General features: G+C 32.6%; 15 protein-coding genes and 1 pseudogene. 15 read left to right on the top strand and 1 reads right to left on the bottom strand.

All coding sequences use genetic code 11. The features are described from left to right. The first annotated feature begins 176 nt into the window (after positions 1 to 176). From HMPREF9129_RS00680 to HMPREF9129_RS00620, 15 genes and pseudogenes are all read left to right on the top strand, one after another. Positions 177 to 2,102, top strand: a complete 1,926-nt coding sequence (locus HMPREF9129_RS00680) for an HlyD family efflux transporter periplasmic adaptor subunit (RefSeq protein WP_004819260.1) — start codon at positions 177 to 179, stop codon at positions 2,100 to 2,102. Continuing rightward, positions 2,099 to 2,773, top strand: coding sequence for an ABC transporter ATP-binding protein (locus tag HMPREF9129_RS00675; RefSeq protein WP_004819258.1), 675 nt, complete (start codon positions 2,099 to 2,101; stop codon positions 2,771 to 2,773). The genes HMPREF9129_RS00680 and HMPREF9129_RS00675 overlap by 4 nt, the downstream gene beginning before the upstream one ends. Beyond that, positions 2,773 to 4,023, top strand: a complete 1,251-nt coding sequence (locus HMPREF9129_RS00670) for an ABC transporter permease (protein ID WP_004819256.1) — start codon at positions 2,773 to 2,775, stop codon at positions 4,021 to 4,023. Before HMPREF9129_RS00675 ends, HMPREF9129_RS00670 begins: the two co-directional genes overlap by 1 nt. After that, on the top strand, positions 4,023 to 5,144 hold the full coding sequence (locus tag HMPREF9129_RS00665) for a THUMP domain-containing class I SAM-dependent RNA methyltransferase (RefSeq protein WP_004819255.1): 1,122 nt from the start codon (positions 4,023 to 4,025) through the stop codon (positions 5,142 to 5,144). Before HMPREF9129_RS00670 ends, HMPREF9129_RS00665 begins: the two co-directional genes overlap by 1 nt. 55 nt (positions 5,145 to 5,199) lie before the next feature. Continuing rightward, on the top strand, positions 5,200 to 6,294 hold the full coding sequence (locus HMPREF9129_RS00660) for a PP2C family protein-serine/threonine phosphatase (protein ID WP_004819253.1): 1,095 nt from the start codon (positions 5,200 to 5,202) through the stop codon (positions 6,292 to 6,294). Then, a complete protein-coding gene (locus HMPREF9129_RS00655; protein ID WP_004819250.1) occupies positions 6,295 to 7,506 on the top strand; it encodes a phosphoglucose isomerase-related protein in 1,212 nt (403 codons plus the stop codon). A gap of 205 nt (positions 7,507 to 7,711) precedes the next feature. Next, positions 7,712 to 8,647 carry a helix-turn-helix domain-containing protein gene (locus tag HMPREF9129_RS00650; RefSeq protein WP_004819248.1) on the top strand — a complete coding sequence of 312 codons (936 nt, stop codon included), beginning with the start codon at positions 7,712 to 7,714 and terminating at the stop codon, positions 8,645 to 8,647. Then, positions 8,637 to 10,376: an ABC transporter ATP-binding protein gene (locus HMPREF9129_RS00645; RefSeq protein WP_004819246.1), complete on the top strand. Its 1,740-nt coding sequence runs from the start codon at positions 8,637 to 8,639 to the stop codon at positions 10,374 to 10,376. The genes HMPREF9129_RS00650 and HMPREF9129_RS00645 overlap by 11 nt, the downstream gene beginning before the upstream one ends. Continuing rightward, the gene (locus tag HMPREF9129_RS00640; RefSeq protein WP_040552094.1) at positions 10,373 to 12,091 is read left to right on the top strand and encodes an ABC transporter ATP-binding protein; all 1,719 of its coding nucleotides are present in this window, start codon (positions 10,373 to 10,375) and stop codon (positions 12,089 to 12,091) included. Before HMPREF9129_RS00645 ends, HMPREF9129_RS00640 begins: the two co-directional genes overlap by 4 nt. Before the next feature lie 10 nt (positions 12,092 to 12,101). Next, positions 12,102 to 12,689, top strand: a complete 588-nt coding sequence (locus HMPREF9129_RS00635; RefSeq protein WP_004819241.1) for an MptD family putative ECF transporter S component — start codon at positions 12,102 to 12,104, stop codon at positions 12,687 to 12,689. Beyond that, positions 12,689 to 13,378 carry an energy-coupling factor transporter transmembrane component T gene (locus HMPREF9129_RS00630; protein ID WP_004819240.1) on the top strand — a complete coding sequence of 230 codons (690 nt, stop codon included), beginning with the start codon at positions 12,689 to 12,691 and terminating at the stop codon, positions 13,376 to 13,378. Before HMPREF9129_RS00635 ends, HMPREF9129_RS00630 begins: the two co-directional genes overlap by 1 nt. Further along, the gene (locus HMPREF9129_RS12145) at positions 13,371 to 13,619 is read left to right on the top strand and encodes an ATP-binding cassette domain-containing protein (protein WP_004819237.1); all 249 of its coding nucleotides are present in this window, start codon (positions 13,371 to 13,373) and stop codon (positions 13,617 to 13,619) included. Before HMPREF9129_RS00630 ends, HMPREF9129_RS12145 begins: the two co-directional genes overlap by 8 nt. A 13-nt stretch (positions 13,620 to 13,632) precedes the next feature. Beyond that, positions 13,633 to 13,812 (top strand): annotated as a pseudogene (locus tag HMPREF9129_RS12725) (ABC transporter ATP-binding protein); the annotation flags it as partial. A 24-nt stretch (positions 13,813 to 13,836) separates the two neighbouring features. Then, positions 13,837 to 14,748 (top strand): ATP-binding cassette domain-containing protein, encoded by a 912-nt coding sequence (locus tag HMPREF9129_RS00625; RefSeq protein ID WP_257009104.1) that lies wholly within the window; start codon positions 13,837 to 13,839, stop codon positions 14,746 to 14,748. Between the two features lie 124 nt (positions 14,749 to 14,872). Further along, positions 14,873 to 15,727 (top strand): CPBP family intramembrane glutamic endopeptidase, encoded by an 855-nt coding sequence (locus HMPREF9129_RS00620; protein WP_004819233.1) that lies wholly within the window; start codon positions 14,873 to 14,875, stop codon positions 15,725 to 15,727. A 39-nt stretch (positions 15,728 to 15,766) separates the two neighbouring features. Here HMPREF9129_RS00620 and HMPREF9129_RS00615 read toward each other — a convergent pair whose 3' ends face one another. Then, positions 15,767 to 16,285: a nitroreductase family protein gene (locus HMPREF9129_RS00615; protein WP_004819231.1), complete on the bottom strand. Its 519-nt coding sequence runs from the start codon at positions 16,283 to 16,285 to the stop codon at positions 15,767 to 15,769. Positions 16,286 to 16,339 lie beyond the last annotated feature (54 nt).

The raw sequence follows: 16,339 nt of genomic DNA, 5'->3' as shown, positions 1-16,339 counted from the left end.
GGACATTATAAACCTATAAGATAAAAATATGTAACATATGTAATAAAATTTTAAAAATTTATTTATATTTACTTTGCTTTTGATGTATTAAACACTGATATAATATAAAGTATATAAAGTCAATAATATAATAAATATTAATAAAATAAATTGGCTAATTTAATAGGGGGATAATTTTGAAGATTAAAAATTTTATTTTAGGACATAAGAAAATAGCCATAGCATTGGGTATAATATTGGTTCTTTTAATAGGTAGGTCGATTTTAGGGAGAGCTGGTAAAAGTAAATATGTTCAATTACCAAAAATAGAAACTACTGAGATAAGAAAAAAGGATTTTTCTAACATGATAAAAGAAAGTGGAAAGGTAAAAAGTGAAGACTCAGTAGATATATTTGCTGAAAAAAACCTACCTGTTGAAAGCGTGGAAGTAAAAGTGGGAGATGAGGTGATTGCAGGGCAGATTATAGCTAAACTGGATGACTCTTCTTTAAAACAACAAATAAAGGCGAAAGAAGCTCTTATTGCGTCTAATAATAGAACTTCAGGAATTCAAGTAAAAAGTGCCAAGGATAAATTAAATGAAGCATTAAAGGGAAAGAATGATGGGACAAATTCACAGGTTGTGAGTGCAAATGCCAATGTATTACAAACTTATGACCAATGGCAATTAGCTGAAAAAACATATGATGATTATTTAAGAAGTTTAAATATGGGCTATAATGAAGCTTTAGTTGCAAAAAAGGGTAATGACACTACTTTACAAAATAATTTAAATAGTCAAAATCTTACTTATGAACAAACAAAACAGAAATTAACAGAATCTGTATCTTTAGCAGAGAATGCAAGAAGGGGCTATAGCGAGTTGACAGTTCAACTTGATAGATTAAAATCTGAAGATGAAGCTATAACTAGAGATATAAATGAATTAAATATAAAATTGGGAAATGTAAAAGCAAGAGGAGAAGGAGGCTCATCAGGAGATGAAATAAATGGAAAAAAGAATACACAAATGTTTGAAGAAACATTAAAGATTCAAGAGGAAATTAATAGAGAGACAAGGAAAATAAATGAAAAGACGATTGAGTCTCAACAAATCAAAGCTAAGATAGCCGAAGTAGAAGCTGAGAGATCAAAGTTTAAATCACAAATTGATAGTAATGAAGAGACAAGATTGTCTTTAGAGAAAGAATTGGCACAACAAGAGCAGAATCTTGCAAACACAAAAAATACACTTAATACTCAAATAGGTCAAGATCAACTTTCAAAACGCTCAAGGGAAGATGTTTTGAATACTTATAGAAAAAATGCTGCAGATGCGAAAAATGTATATGAAAATGCAAAGAAGAATTTGACAGTTGCTCTTGCAGCGCAAGAGGCAGAAATAAGAAGCCTTGAGTCAGGTCTTGAGCAAGCTAAGGCAAGTGGAGATAATGGGGTTAATTCAGTAGATTTGAAAAATTTGTATGAAGAACTTGAAAAGACAGTTATAAAAGCTCCTATCTCAGGAACAATTACAAAGGTAGATATGGTAAAAGGGCAAGCTCCAACGGCGTCTCTTGCTCAAATACAGACTGTAAAGAGAACAATAATTGAATCTCAAATAAAGGAATATGATTATCCTAAGATAAAAGTGGGGATGGAAGTTGAGGTTACGGCTGATGCGTTAGGCAAGAATGAAGTATTTAAAGGTAGGGTTGAGTCCATATCTCCAACTCCTAAAGCAGCTGAATCTAACCAAGGACAAACACAATCACAAGAAGTAGCTTATAAAAGTAAAATTTCAATTGATGATCCGCAATTAAAACTTAAACCTGGTATGAGTGTTAGGACAAAATATATACTAGAATCTAAAAAAGATGTAATAATAGTCCCTACAAGTGCAATTTACAAAAAAAATGACAAGAGTTTTATGCTTGTTGTGGACGATAAAGATGTAACGGAAATTAGAGAAATTGAAGTAAAAGTTGTAACAGGAAATGATGTGGAGAGTGTAATAACATCAAAGGATTTAAAGGGGAAAATGAGAGTTATAAATTCTGCTGATAAGTATCAATCAGGAACAACAGTACAACTTACAGAAGAAATGGAAGAAAAGAAATGAAAGAATTAATATCGATGAAGAATATCATCAAGAGATATTATATAGGGCAACCGAATGAGTTAGAAATTCTTCATGGGATAGATGTAAATATATACGAGGGAGAATTTGTATCTATAGTTGGTGCTTCCGGATCGGGGAAGAGTACACTTATGAATATAATTGGACTGCTTGATAGGCAGACCGAGGGAGAATATTTTTTAGACGGAGTGAATGTGAGTGAAGCAAAAGACTCAGAACTTTCAGGGATACGAAATCAAAAAATAGGTTTTGTATTCCAAAACTTTAATCTAATACCAAGGCTTTCTGCGAGGAAAAATGTGGAGCTGCCAATGATATATTCAAAAAATAAAAAAGATATGAGTAGCAGAGCTATGGAACTTTTGGAATTGGTTGAGATGTCTGAAAGAGCTAATCACAATCCCAACGAATTGTCAGGGGGACAAAAACAAAGGGTGGCTATTGCAAGGGCGATGGCAAATAGTCCTAGTATATTGTTAGCCGACGAGCCAACCGGAGCACTTGATACAAAGACGGGAAGAAGTGTAATGGATTTGTTTCATAGGCTAAACAAAGAACAAGGCATGACTATAGTTTTAATAACTCATAATCCTGAATTAGCTGAAGAAACTGGGAGGGTACTTACTATGTCAGATGGAAGGATAATAGAATAATGAATATACTTGAAAATATAACCATGGCACTGGAGGGACTAAAACTTAACAAGATGAGGTCTTTTTTGACAATGCTTGGGATAATAATAGGTATAGCTTCTGTAATTTCAATTCTCACAATAGGACAAGCAATGTCAAAGTCGGTATCTGATGGGTTTGATAAATTTAATAAAAATATGTTTCAAGTAGGCCTTAGACCTAAAGAAGGCTATAGCTGGACAGATATACAAAATAGAGATTTTTTTAAATCTGAGGATACAGAATTTCTTAAACAACAATTTGGAAGTTTTATAAAGTTTATTATATTACAGGGTGACGGTAAAGGAGCTAAGATAAAAACTGAGCAAGGTAAGGATTTAAAAGTAAATATTAATCCGAGTACAGAAGGTGTGAAGGAAATTCAAAAATTAAAGATGCTGTCCGGAGAATTTTATAATGAAAATGATGTTCAAGCGTATAGAGAAGTTTGTATCATAAGTGACAAAGTAGCAAAAGATTTGTTTGGTGGATATTCAGAAGCTTTAGGGAAAGAAGTAGAAGTTGATACCGGGAATGGCATATATGTTTACAGGTGTAAAGGTGTTTATAAAAATGAAACTATAAACTTTGGCGCCTTGGGAGGACAAGGTGAAGATAGTACAACGTTGTACATTCCATATACAGTAGGAGTTAGAGATTTTGAAAAAAATGATCAGAAGTTTATGAATTTCAGCATAATAACTAATAAAGCAGAGGATATAGATTTTGCCACAAAAGAAATAGAAAAATATTATAATGAAAATAAATTTGCTGAAAATGAAGTTGTCAAGGTTGAAGCTAAATCCGTAGGATCGGAACTTGAGCAAATAACATCAATTATGTCAAATGTTAAATTGGCAATAGGAGGAATAGCGGCAATTTCATTATTAGTAGGTGGAATTGGGGTAATGAATATACTTCTTGTTTCTGTTACAGAGAGGACCAGAGAAATAGGGGTTAGAAAGGCATTAGGAGCTACTTCAAAAGATATTAGAGGGCAATTTATAACAGAAAGTATTATAATATGTATAATAGGTGGAATAATAGGGGTGTTGTTGGGAGGTTCGCTCGGATATCTTGCTTCATCAATGATGAAGTTACCAACACTTCCAAATATTTTATCTATAGTAATTGCAGTTGGCTTCTCTATGAGCATAGGAATTTTCTTTGGATATTATCCGGCGAATAAAGCTGCAAAATTAAATCCTATAGATGCTTTGAGGTATGAATAATGAATTTAAATATTATAGTGACTGTGAATTTTGGACTTGAATCAGTAGTAAAAAGAGAATTATATGATTTGGGGTATGGAGATTTAACAGTTCAAGATGGACGAATAAAATTTAATGGCGACTTGAGAGATGTCGCCATTTTAAATTTAAGACTTAGATGTGCAGAGAGAGTTTTAATAGAGATTGGGAATTTTAAAGCTCTTAGCTTTGAGGAACTCTTTGATAATATAAATGCTATAGATTGGGAAGAATGGATTTCTGAAGATGGAAACTTCATAATAAATTCTAAGAGTTATAAGTCAAAATTGTTCTCTCTTTCTGATATTCAAAGAATTTCGGAAAAAGCAATAATAAAGAGTTTGCAAAGAACTTACAAAAGAAACAGATTTGAAAAATCTGCAGAGAGGTACTCTATAGAAGTTGCAATTAGAAATGATATTGTCTCTGTGACTTTGGACACATCAGGAGAAGGGCTGCATAAGAGGGGATATAGAGAGGCTTCATACAAGGCACCTATAACAGAAACTCTCGCAGCGGCAATGGTCCAATTGTCTTATTGGAAACCGGAGAGGCTGTTGGTAGACCCGTTCTGTGGATCAGGGACTATTTTGATTGAGGCAGCTATGATGGCTAAAAAAATAGCGCCGGGACTTATGAGAAAATTTGATTTTGAAAAATTTATCTTTATCGATGAATCTCTTTTGAAAGAAGAAAAGGCGAGATGTTATTCGGAGATAGATTATGATAAGAAGTTAAATATAATAGGCTCTGACATTTCAAGGAAAGCTATAGAAATAGCAAAGTCAAATGCGGAAATTTTAGGACTTGAAGAAGATATAACTTTCTTTGTAAAAGATGTTAGAGATTTAGACTTACCTGATAACTATGGCGTGATAATAACAAATCCACCTTATGGTATCAGAATAGGAGTAGATGAAGTAGAGGAATTGGAGATAGCTTTAAAGGTTCTCTATAAATCCGTTCCAACATACTCAATGTATGTAATTTCGGCAGATGAAAAACTTGAAAAGAATTTAGGTAAAAGCAATAAAAATAGAAAACTTTATAACGGAAGATTACTCTCCTATTTGTATCAATACTTTGGTCCTAAACCGTTATAGTGTGTTTGTAAAGCAATATTAGTATGGTATAATTAATATCAAGGAGAGGTTCGCTATGAATGAAGATTTAGAAGAAGTTTTAAAAAATTCAAAATTAAATTATCAAATATTAGATGGAATAGTGGACTTGGTGAGAGTTTTAGACCATAGAAATGAAGTGGTCTATGTAAATCAAGCTATGAAAGATACTTTAGGGTATGATACTGAAAATTTGATTTGCAATATTTATGATAATATCTTGAAATCGAAAATTACAAAGAGAACGCTTGAAACAGGAGAAGTAATTCAAAGAGAAGAAACTATTCAAGATAAGTTGTATTCAGTAAAATGCTCACCTATTAAAAGTGACGAAAAAATAATAGGCGTAGTAGAAGTGTTTAGAAATATTTCCCAAGAGAGAAAATTGATTTCAGCCATTGTAGAAAAGAATAAATCTATGACAGTTGAAATGAATCATGCCAGAAAAATTCAAACGGCATTGCTACCTGAAAAAGGATTTTTTGGGGTGTTAAATGTAGATTATCTATACAGACCTTCAAATTTACTTAGCGGAGATATGTTTGATATATTTGAAATAGACGATGACCACTTGGGGATATATATTGCAGATACTGTTGGACATGGTTTTGCAGCGTCAATGGTAACTATGTTTATTAGAATTACAATGCGTACAATATCGTATGGCAAAAAGTTGAGACCATCAATGTTACTACAAGAGCTTTGGAGGAGATTTAAAAATTTGGGACTCGACTTTGAAATATATTTTACTTGCTTTTACGGAGTGTTTAATAAGAAAACAGGGCAGTTCACGTACTCGAATGCAGGACATTTTCCTTGTCCCTTGATAGTACAAGGTGAAATAATAAAAGAAATAGAAGTGGAAGGATATCCAATTTCCAGATTTTTCGATAAGGTTGAATACAAAGAATACAGTATAAAATTAAATACATCTGACAAAGTCATAATGATGAGTGATGGAGTTAGTGAAGTTATGAATTATGAAAATGAACCTTATGGAATAGAAAGAATTAAAGATATCATGCTAAAAAATGAAACTGACGAACTTTTGAAGCTTAAACAATCTATTTATAGTTATATGTGGGGCGAACAAAAGGATGATATAACTGCTCTTTTGATAAAGGTTTGGTAGATGATAAAATTTATTGGAGAAACTAAGTTTATAGAATTTGAAAAAGTTGAAAAGTTAGTTGAAGAAAAATCTAAAGAGTATTCAGATTACTTAGGGTGGACTGATGAATTTAATTCGACTTTTGAATTAGATAAGATATATGAATACGCACAAGAAATAAGAGATAAATACAAACTGATAGTGATTTGTGGTGCAGGTGGTTCATATACTGGTTCGAGAGCGATAATAGAAAGCGTGCAGGGAGAATTAAGAGATGAACCCAAGATCATATTTTTGGGGCATGATTTGTCTTCGAGATATTTGAGAACAGCTTTAAAATTAATCGATAACTACGAAGCTTGTATAATCGTAATTTCAAAATCCGGAGAAACTCTTGAGACAAATATAGGCTATCAATTGGTAAGAGAAGGCTTTAAAAAAAAGTATACCGATGTTTCTGATAGAATCTATGTGATAACTAATTGTAACTCGGGATATCTATATGATATATCAAAAAAAGAAGGCTATAAAAGACTTACAGTTCCTAAAAATGTAGGTGGAAGATATTCACTCCACACATCAGTAGGGTTGTTACCTATGGCGGCGGCGGGAATAAATATAGATGAATTTCTAAGAGGAATAAGAGATTACAAACGAAAATTGGTTACATTCGATAATCCTTCTGTCCAATATGCTCTGTCGAGGAAAGAGTTTTATGACAATGGGAAGAATAAAGAGTTTTTAGTTTCATATGATCCGAGCTTGAAATTTTTACAAGAATGGTATGTGCAGTTGTTTGGAGAGAGTGAAGGGAAGAGTGATAATGTTATTTTTCCCACATATTTGACAAACACAACAGATCTCCACTCAATTGGGCAGTATATTCAAGAAGGACCTGGAGATCTATTTGAGACAGTACTATTCGTAAATGAAAATAAAATAGATTTGGAAATAAATTTGGAAGAGTTCAGCAATGACTATGCGGGTTTGAATAAATATAGTTTAAACAATATAAATAAAGTGGTGATGGAAGCCACTAAAGTTGCTCATTCAAAAAATAATATAGATACTCTTATGATTGAGATAAATAGTATAGATGAGTATAACTTAGGTCAATTAGTTTACTTTTTTATGTACGCATGCTTCGTATCTTCCGTTTTATTTGGAGCAAATCCATTCAATCAGCCGGGCGTTGAGCAGTATAAACAAATATATAAAAAATTATTGAGATAATCTATTCAAACGGAATAGGTTATTTTTTGTGGGAAGTTATAAAATTTTTAAATGCAAACAGTTATTGAACAAATGAATTTTCCAAAAGGGACAATTAAATTAAATTGGAGTGGAATAAAGAAAAAATAAAATGTATACTGATAGCAAATGATATATGTTATCAATTTATTGAGGGTAAATTTATGAAACAAATGAAAAAATTCTGATGAATAAAATGAATTTGGATTATATAGGAGAGCTCAAAGGTCTTTCGAAGTTTAGATATAAAAAGGCACAAGATAGCTTTAATTATGTGGCGAAATTATTTGATGGGATATATTTGGTTTTGACTGACTATAGAGACACATATAATTATGAAGTTTCTGGAGGGTTTAATATTAAATCAATGAATTTGTCATACTGTTTAGAGGGGCAAATGAAGTGTCAGTTGCCTACCACTAATGAGGTATCTTTTATAACAAAACATTCATTCACTGTGGACTGCATAGCTAAGCACTGTGCGGAGGCTAAATTTCCGGAAGGACATCTAAAAAATTTAGAGTATTTTATTTCAATTGAAGAGATAAGCGAAGAGACAGAAAAAATTTTTGAAAGCTTTGGAGTTTCGATAATGGGAATATATGAGAAATTTGGTTCGGAGAAGGTGGCTGTACTTAAAAAGGATTTAGGAATCGAAAAGATTTTTAAAAGTTTTATAGGAGAAGAGTTTTTTAATGTGAATAGATACAGAATGGCTCTTTTAGAAACGCTTTTCTATTTAAAAGACATTCAACTTTCTGAAGAAAATGAATTTGTCTATCTGCCAAAGAAACATATAGAAAAAGTACAGCAGGTTCAAAAATTGATAACTGGTGATTTTAGAAAAAAATACACTGTTGATGAGTTGGCGAGCATCGTGAACATTTCAAAGACTTATCTGAACAGAGCTTTCAAGGAAGTTTATGGAGATAGCATCCATGTGTATTTAATAAACAAGAGAATAGAATATGCAAAGGAACAGATGAGATTGAGCAAAATTAGCATAACAGAGATTGCAGAGAGTGTTGGTTATGCAAATGCGAGTAAGTTTGCAGATATGTTTAGAAAATATGAGGGCATTAGTCCTAGAGTATACAGAGGAGGGTTGAAATATGATTTATAAAAAGTTAAAGGAGTATGTGCCGGAAAAGATTCACTTAGTTTATAGCGGAATTCTGTTGACCATAATATCTTCAGCATGTATGGCAGCGTCGTATTGGCATTTGTACAAATTATTGAACAGTCTTTTAGTTGAGAAGAAAGTTGTAGATGCTGTAAACATTGCGGGATGTATATTAGGGTTTTTAATAGCAAATGCAATTGTTTATTTTATAAGTCTTTGGTGTACTCACTTGGTAGCATTTAGATTGGAGACGAATTTAAAAAAGAGGGGAATAGACAATCTTATGGGAGCTTCATTTTCATTTTATGACAAGAATGAATCAGGAAGAATTCGTAAGATAATAGATGACAATACGGCTTTAACTCATATGAGCGTGGCACACTTGATTCCAGACTTGGCGACAGCGGTATTCACTCCATTGTTTTCTTTAATTTTGGCTTTTGTTGTAGACTATAGACTCGGAATTTTATTTATTATAACTGTAATCATTGGTGGAATTATCGGTAAGGGAATGATGGGTGAGACTGAATTCATGGGCAAGTATATGTTGGCTCAAGAGAAAATGACTTCAGGAGCTGTAGAATATGTCAGAGGCATGAGCGTTTTGAAGATATTTAAAGCAAATGTCAGATCATTAAAAGAGTTTTACAATTCTATTTTGGACTATTCAGAAATGGCTCTTTCATACAGCATGAGTTGTAGAGTGCCTTATGTAGTATTCCAAATGTTTTTTAATTCTATAATTTTAATTTTGATACCTGCGTCAATATATGTCATATCAAGAGGAGAAAATATATATGATATAGCGGCTAAGGTTATTTTCTATGTATCTATGTGTGGAGTAATTTTCAATGCATTTATGAAGATAATGTATGTGGCAATGTATCAATACCAAGCAACATCAGCGATTAAAAAGATTGAAGATTTATTTACAGATATGAAACAAAAAGGTTTATTTCATGGTGAGGTCAAAGAGATCGAGAATTGTGATATAACTTTTGAGAATGTCAGCTTTGGATATGAAGAAAATATGATTTTGAATAATCTTTCATTTTATTTAAAACAAGGTAAGACATATGCGCTGGTTGGAGCTTCAGGAAGTGGTAAGTCCACAATAGTTAAGTTGATTTCAGGATTTTATCCTGTGAATAGCGGCAAGGTTTTGATAGGTGGACATTCTATAGATGAATATACAGAAGATGCTATAGTGAAGAATATAGCGAATGTGTTCCAAGATTCAAAACTTTTTAAAATGTCGATATTTGACAATGTAAAAGTTGGGAATAAAGAAGCAACTCGTGAAGAGGTTATGGAAGCTTTGCACTTGGCACAATGTGATGAGATATTGGACAAATTTAAAGAGAGAGAGAATGTAGTTATTGGGACAAAGGGAGTTTATCTATCAGGTGGGGAAACTCAACGCATAGCTATAGCCAGAGCGATTTTAAAAGATGCCAAGATTATAATCTTAGATGAGGCGAGTGCGGCAGCTGATCCGGAAAATGAATATGAATTACAAAAGGCCTTTGCCAATTTAATGAAGGGCAAGACGGTGATTATGATAGCACACAGGTTGAGTTCTATAAGAAATGTGGATGAAATTTTGGTTGTGCAAGATGGAAAGATAATTGAACGCGGTAATGATGCTGAATTGATGGCTAAAGATTCAGTATATAGAAGTTATCAGGAAAAATTTAGACAAGCTAATGATTGGAAGGTGAAAAAATGAACTGGTTAAAAAATAAATTTGCTCTAACTGAAAAGGGAGCAAGGGGAGTTGTAAAAGCTATAAAGGCATCTGTGCTGGTGAATTTTTCACTTATGTCTGCCATGGTGGCAATATTGTTTTTCGTAGATAATTTGCTAAAAGGAAATTCTGTAGAAAATAAAACTTACTACATAATTATTTTTGCGATTGTGGTAGTGATGTACATTGTGCTGAATTTAGAATATAAGAGAACTTTTAACACTACCTACGCTGAGGCAAAGGATTTGAGAATAGCAATTGCAGACCAACTCAAGAAGATGCCGATATCATATTTCTCAAAGCATGATATATCAGATGTGGCTCAAACTATAATGCAAGATGTGCTCGATTTGGAACATAGCGTGTCCCATGCAATTCCAAGAGTGGTAGCAACGGCAATATTTTTAACTATCATAGCGACTATGATGTTGCTTTCAAATTGGAAATTAGGCGTTGCGGCTATGGTTCCTATGTTGATTGGAATATTGATGTTAATTATGTCTAAGAATAACCAAAAGGTTTGGAGTGAAAAATTCTTTTGGAAACTTAGAAAGAATGCAGAAATATTTCAAGAGAATATAGAGATGCAACAAGAGATAAAAAGTTACGGTATGGCATCGGAAAAGAAAGATGAAGTATATGCTGCAATAGAAGACAGCGAGGATATGCATATAAAGGCAGAAATAAGACAGGCTTTGCCGGTGTTGAGTTCTTTTTCGGTTATTAAATTTGCAATAGGTGCTGTGGTATTGGTGGGTTCTATGATGCTTGCCAAAAATGAAGTTGAGCTAATTTACGTAATAGGATTTTTAATTGGTTCAGTTAAGTTAATAGACAGCATTGGAGCTATGGATGAAAATTTAGCTGAGTTATTCTATATAGATGCAAGGACTAAACGTATAAATGCTTTAAAAGATACTAAAATACAAACGGGGAAGGATGTTGAATTGAGAAAATTCGACATAGAATTTAAAAATATATCTTTCGGATACAATTCTGATGTGAGAGTATTGGATGGAGTTTCATTTGTAGCTAAGCAGGGTGATGTTACAGCGATAGTCGGACCTTCAGGATGTGGTAAGACTACTATATTACGTCTTATATCCAGACTGTTTGACTATGATTCAGGCAATATAGAGATTGATGGATATGACATTAAAAAAATTTCAACTGATTCTTTATTTGAGAATGTGTCAATGGTATTTCAAGATGTAATTCTTTTTAATGCCTCTATTATGGAGAATATAAGAATAGGTAGACAGGATGCAACTGATGAAGAGATAATGGAAGCGGCGAAGGCTGCAAATTGTGATGAATTTATAAGGAAGTTACCTAATGGATATCAGACGCTCATTGGTGAAAATGGAAGTAAGCTATCAGGGGGAGAAAGGCAGAGACTTTCAATAGCAAGAGCATTTTTAAAAGATGCTCCAATATTACTCTTAGATGAAATCAGTGCATCTTTAGACGTAGATAATGAGATGAAGATACAAGAGAGTTTAAATAAACTTATAGTTGGAAAAACTGTAGTCATTATTTCACACAGACTAAAGTCAGTAGAGATGGTGGATAAAATAATAGTTATGGATAAGGGCAAGATAAACGCACAGGGAACTCATAGAGAACTAATGGAAAAATCCAAACTATACAACAGACTCATAGAAAAATCAAACTTGACAGAAAAGTTCACTTATTGAGGAGGAAATTATGGATAAAAAAGGATTGGAAGTTAAAGATTTAATAAATGCGGGATTATTTTCGATCTTACTTACAGCACTTTACTGGTGTGGAGGAATGATAGGGTTTATTCCGGTCTTGATGCCTATAGTACCATTCGTTGGAGCGCTTGTTTCTGCGCCGGTATTTATGCTGTATTCAACCAAGATTAAAAAATTCGGTATGGTTTTAATACTTGGAATAGTGGTGGGTCTTGTATTTATGATGAGCGGACACGGTCCTTATGTATTGCCGGGAACAGTGGTTACAGCTTTGATTTCTGAATACATTATTAAGTCCGGAAATTACAAGAGTATTAAGAAAGCTAGACTTGCATATACAGTTTTTGCGGTGTTTGCCGGATTTAATTTAATACCTATATTTTTTGCTAGAGAGGCTTATATTAAGCAAATTATAGCAATGGGATATCCTAAAGAATTTGTCAACAAGATGTTATCAGTCATGCCAACTTGGTCATTTATACCTATAGTGCTAATGGGGTGCCTTGGTGGATATATAGGAGCGACATTCGGAATAAAAATGTTAAACAAACATTTTAAGAGAGCGAATATGATCTGATGTTTGATTTTAGAACTAAACTTATTATGACTGTGACTTTGTCCACGGTATGTATTTCAGGAAATTTAGAATATACAGCTCCTCTATTAGCGTATTCTTTGGTAGTATTTCCATTTGTATTATTGCTTGAAAAAAAGAAGTATAAAATGTGTATAAAGGGTTTACTTGCAATAGTTATATCTATTTTTTTGACAAAGAATTTTGAAGAGGGAATGGGAATTTTATCTCTAATTACATTAATACTTGGAAGCATAATTAGAAGAATGTTGCCGGGGATAATGATGGGGTACTACGCAATATCCACAACAACTATGTCGGACTTGGTGGCGGCTTTAAAGGCTTGGCACTTTCCGGATGAACTCATAATACCTATAGCCGTCATGTTTAGATTTTTCTATTCACTACAAATAGATTTACAGTTTATAAATTATGGAATGAAGATGTACGGGATCACTATATCTAATTTTTTCAAAGACCCAATTAGATATTTTGAATTTAAAGTAGTACCATTGTTCATGGTTGCTTCAAAAACTGCGGACGATGTCTCCATATCTGCCATGAGCAGAGGGCTTGTGGTTGGGAAAGAAAGGACTTCTATATCTAACACAAGACTAAAAATTATAGATTACTTAATGATTTTAGGATGTGGTGTAGTGTTTGTAATATTTGTTAGAGGTAGGTATGCTTGAATTTAAAAATGTGACTTTAAAATATGCAAAAGATACAGTTTTGAATGGAATTTCAATGAAGTTTGAAAAAGGAACAATAAATGTAATAACAGGCAATTCAGGTTCAGGCAAGAGCTCTATTATGAAACTGATAAACGGAGTTATACCTCACTTTACAAAGGCTTATTTTAGTGGAGAGATACTTTTTAATAAGAAAAACATCTATGAACTGGACATAGCAAAACGGAGCGAAAGTATATAGACGGTGTTTCAAAATCCTAAAAGTCAATTTTTTTTCAATAGACAGCTTTGATGAAATAGCTTTTGCGTTAGAAAACAGAAACATTCCGAGGAAGAAGATAATAGATACAATTGAAGAATATTCGACTCTGTTAAATACAAAACATCTACTAGGTAAAAATATTTTTAAATTGTCAGGAGGTCAAAGACAGCTAGTAGCTATAACGGGAGTGGCCGTTATGGATGGAGAAGTATATATTTTTGATGAACCTTCCTCGTCTTTGGATGGAAGTTCAATAGATGAATTCAAAAATGTGATAGAAAAGTTACGAGACATGGGCAAGATAATTATAGTAGCTGAACATAGGTTATATTTTTTAAAAGAACTCATGGATAAGCTCTACATCCTGAACAAAGGGAGAGTTACAGAGTTAAATAAAGACGATATAAGAGAAGAAACTGTATCTACATATGAACTTAGAACTCTTGAAAAAATAGTTAAAGAGAATGTGGACTGTGAATGGAGTAAAACGAACGTCTATGAAAAGCATGCTCCACGTGGAGCATTGGAGATGCGAGACTACAAGTATTGGTATGAGAGAGGCAAAGTTTTGTTCGACATGGATTTGTCGATTGATAGAGGGATAAATTTTATAGTTGGAGAGAACGGAATAGGAAAGACAACTTTTATAAGGAGTTTGTGCGGCCTTAATAAAAAATTTAAAGGAAAGACATTTTACAATGGAGAGAGAATAAAAAGACCACAGGATTATATTTCACTGGTCATGCAAGATGTGAACTATCAAATTTTTACAGAAAGTGTTTGGGAAGAACTCTCTTTGGCGACCGAAGATAATTTAAGTAAGGAGAGAGTGCTAAGAGTTTTAAACTTATTTGAAAAGAAAGACTCTCACCCACAAAGTTTATCGGGCGGAGAAAAACAGAGGTTATTAATTGCAAATGCTATTTTATCGGACAAGCCAATAGTGGTTTTAGACGAGCCGACGAGCGGGTTGTGCAATAAGACCATGAAATCTGTTGTAAACCTTTTGGATATGCTAAAAGAACGAGATAAAATTGTTATAGTAGTTACGCATGACTTTGAATTTATTAAAAATTCAAATGGTAAAGTTATAGAATTTGTGCATTAAATAAGGGCTATGCTTTGTTGCGTAGCTCTTTTTTATGAACAGTGCAATAGAAAAAGGTAATTAGTAAATATTGTATAGTTTTAGTATAATGCTATTATTAACATAATGACAATAGGAGAGACTTATGACAGAAAAACACTTATCTAAATATCAAGTTGTGGGAGGAATATTTTTATCAATTGTATGCTTAGTTATAGCGCAATTAGCAGCAATTGGAGTGGGAAGGATAGTAGTGAAGATAGGTATTCCAAATGCAGTAGCAAATATTTTCACGGGAGTAATATCTATTGTTTTAATATTAATAAATTTGAAGGTATTAATTGAAAAAGTACTTAAATCAACTTTGAATGAATATAGGATATGCCCAACTAATATGAAATTAAAGTATGTAGTTATAGGGTTTCTTATGGTTATTTTTGTAATAGTACTATTAATTACTACAGGTGCAGAATTTAAAATAGGAAATGCGACAAATAAACTCGAGATAATAACGGCTTCAGTATTCTTTTTTGGAATTGCAACAGGGATAGCTGAGGAGAGTATATTTAGAGGAGTAATACTTGGAATTTTGGAAAAGAAACTAAATAGAAAATGGGCTATTTTAATACCGTCAGTTATATTCGGAGGATTACATATAATTGGCAGAGACTTGGATATTATAAGTATAATTCAATTAATGGTTGCAGGAACTTTTGTTGGGATATTATTTTCTCTAATAACTATTGAAAGCAATAGTATTTGGAATAGTGCCATTGTACATAGTATATGGAATATAGTATTTATTGGTAAAATAATAAATATAGGTATATCAGAAAATCCGGAATCTATTTATAATATAGTTTTATTGTCAAAAAACTTATTGATTACCGGTGGGGATTTTGGAGTAGAAGCTTCTCTACCATCAATTTCGATATATATAATTTTTTCTTTAGTAGTATATAAATTGTTAAAAAATAATGATAGATATTTTCAAAATTGAGATACAAATAAAAAAGGGCGAGATGATCGCCCTAAAATTTTAGAATGTGTTGTAGTGTATTTTTTCGTCAACTTCAAAATCTTTTCTTTTTCTAACTCTTTCGTTTCCATATCCAACAGGAATCATGCAGACGGCTTTTAAGTTTTTAGGGAAGTTTAGGAAACTTTTTAAGTAAGCCTGTATTTCTTCTCCGTTAGATGCTTCACCTTCTTTTAAGTTTACCCAACAAGTATTAAGCCCTTCTTCTTGAGCAAGAAGTTGGAAATAAGCTGCAGAAATAGCGCTCTCTTCAACCCAAGTTGTAGTGGTTTCAGTATTTGCAAGGATTACTATAGCCATTGGAACCTCAGCTATGTATTTTGTTGAGAAAGAGCCGACGTTTGAAAGTTTTTCTAAAATTTCTTTGTCAGTTACAACTAAAAACTCAACCGGCCTTGCGCTCTTATAAGATGGCCCCATAAGTGAATATTTTAATAAATCTTTTACTAATTCTACATCTACAGAATTTTCTTTATATTGTCTAATACTTCTTCTCTCTTTAATTAAATCTTTTAACATATTTCACCTCATATTTATTTAATTCTCATTATTTATACCAAAATAAATATTTTC

Source organism: Peptoniphilus indolicus ATCC 29427 (genome assembly GCF_000227315.1).
GTDB lineage: Bacteria > Bacillota > Clostridia > Tissierellales > Peptoniphilaceae > Peptoniphilus > Peptoniphilus indolicus.
This window is presented reverse-complemented; position numbering and strand designations above follow the sequence as displayed.

Excerpts from the sequence above, each read along its gene's own strand:
- HMPREF9129_RS00675 (WP_004819258.1), top strand. The coding sequence starts at position 2,099 with ATGAAAGAATTAATATCGATGAAGAATATCATCAAGAGATATTATATA.
- HMPREF9129_RS00670 (WP_004819256.1), top strand. The coding sequence starts at position 2,773 with ATGAATATACTTGAAAATATAACCATGGCACTGGAGGGACTAAAACTT.
- HMPREF9129_RS00665 (WP_004819255.1), top strand. The coding sequence starts at position 4,023 with ATGAATTTAAATATTATAGTGACTGTGAATTTTGGACTTGAATCAGTA.
- HMPREF9129_RS00660 (WP_004819253.1), top strand. The coding sequence starts at position 5,200 with ATGAATGAAGATTTAGAAGAAGTTTTAAAAAATTCAAAATTAAATTAT.
- HMPREF9129_RS00655 (WP_004819250.1), top strand. The coding sequence starts at position 6,295 with ATGATAAAATTTATTGGAGAAACTAAGTTTATAGAATTTGAAAAAGTT.
- HMPREF9129_RS00650 (WP_004819248.1), top strand. The coding sequence starts at position 7,712 with ATGAATAAAATGAATTTGGATTATATAGGAGAGCTCAAAGGTCTTTCG.
- HMPREF9129_RS00645 (WP_004819246.1), top strand. The coding sequence starts at position 8,637 with ATGATTTATAAAAAGTTAAAGGAGTATGTGCCGGAAAAGATTCACTTA.
- HMPREF9129_RS00640 (WP_040552094.1), top strand. The coding sequence starts at position 10,373 with ATGAACTGGTTAAAAAATAAATTTGCTCTAACTGAAAAGGGAGCAAGG.
- HMPREF9129_RS00635 (WP_004819241.1), top strand. The coding sequence starts at position 12,102 with ATGGATAAAAAAGGATTGGAAGTTAAAGATTTAATAAATGCGGGATTA.
- HMPREF9129_RS00630 (WP_004819240.1), top strand. The coding sequence starts at position 12,689 with ATGTTTGATTTTAGAACTAAACTTATTATGACTGTGACTTTGTCCACG.
- HMPREF9129_RS12145 (WP_004819237.1), top strand. The coding sequence starts at position 13,371 with ATGCTTGAATTTAAAAATGTGACTTTAAAATATGCAAAAGATACAGTT.
- HMPREF9129_RS00625 (WP_257009104.1), top strand. The coding sequence starts at position 13,837 with ATGGATGGAGAAGTATATATTTTTGATGAACCTTCCTCGTCTTTGGAT.
- HMPREF9129_RS00620 (WP_004819233.1), top strand. The coding sequence starts at position 14,873 with ATGACAGAAAAACACTTATCTAAATATCAAGTTGTGGGAGGAATATTT.
- HMPREF9129_RS00615 (WP_004819231.1), bottom strand. The coding sequence starts at position 16,285 with ATGTTAAAAGATTTAATTAAAGAGAGAAGAAGTATTAGACAATATAAA.